Origin of the sequence: Nocardia amamiensis (assembly GCF_015477605.1) — a bacterium.
In the GTDB taxonomy this organism is placed as follows: domain Bacteria; phylum Actinomycetota; class Actinomycetes; order Mycobacteriales; family Mycobacteriaceae; genus Nocardia; species Nocardia amamiensis_A.
In genome coordinates this window covers 1-871 of sequence record NZ_JADLQX010000179.1, presented here as the reverse complement: position 1 = coordinate 871, position 871 = coordinate 1, and the positions used below count along the sequence as shown (strand labels likewise).

Annotated in this window: 1 pseudogene; it reads right to left on the bottom strand. The window is 69.3% G+C overall.

The features are described from left to right. Positions 1 to 871 (bottom strand): annotated as a pseudogene (locus IU459_RS37345) (pyridine nucleotide-disulfide oxidoreductase); the annotation flags it as partial.

Sequence of the window (871 nt, the reverse complement as noted above, 5' to 3'; positions counted from 1 at the left end):
CGCGCAGCATGTCTTCGCGTTCGACGACCTTGACGCGCTCGCGGCCTTCGGGTTCGCCGAGGGAGCGTTCGTGGGCGTCGAGGCGGTACCAACCGGCCCAGGTGGTGAAGGGGATGCCTTTGCCTTCGAGGAACTCGGTGACGGCCTGGGGGTCGGGCCGCTCGGGCGGGGTGAAGCCGGGGGCGTCGTCGAGCAGGCAGGCGATGGTCTCGTTGGCGTCGCCCTTGGTGTGGCCGATCAGGCCGACCGGGCCGCGCTTGATCCAGCCGGTCACGTAGGTGGCGGGCAGGTAGCGGTCGGCGCCGTCGGCGTTCTCGTCGGCGATCACGCGGCCCGCTTCGTTGGGCACGGTGCCGGCCTGGTCGTCGAAGGGCAGGCTGCTGATGTTCTGCGACAGGTAGCCCACGGCGCGGTACACCGCTTGCACGTCCCAGTCGGTGAACACGCCGGTGCCCTTGACGTTGCCGGTGCCGTCGAGCTGGGTGCGCTCGGTGCGCAGCCCGACGACCTTGCCGTTCTCGCCGAGCACCTCGGCCGGGGACTCGAAGAAGTGCAGGAACAGCTTGTGCGGCCGGTTGCCCGCATCGCGGATGGCCCACTGCTCGAGGGTGTTGGCGACCATGTCGACCTGCTTGGAATGCCTGCGCGCGGCTTCGGAGCCTTCGTCGTAGTCGATGTCGGCGGGGTCGACGATGACCTCGATGGTCGGGGAGTGGTCGAGTTCGCGCAGTTCCAGCGGGGTGAACTTGGCCTGGGCGGGACCGCGGCGGCCGAAGACGTGCACCTCGACGGCCTTGTTGGCCTTCAACCCCTGGTAGACGTTCGGCGGGATCTCCGTGGGCAGCAGCTCGTCGCCGGTCTTGGCCAGCAC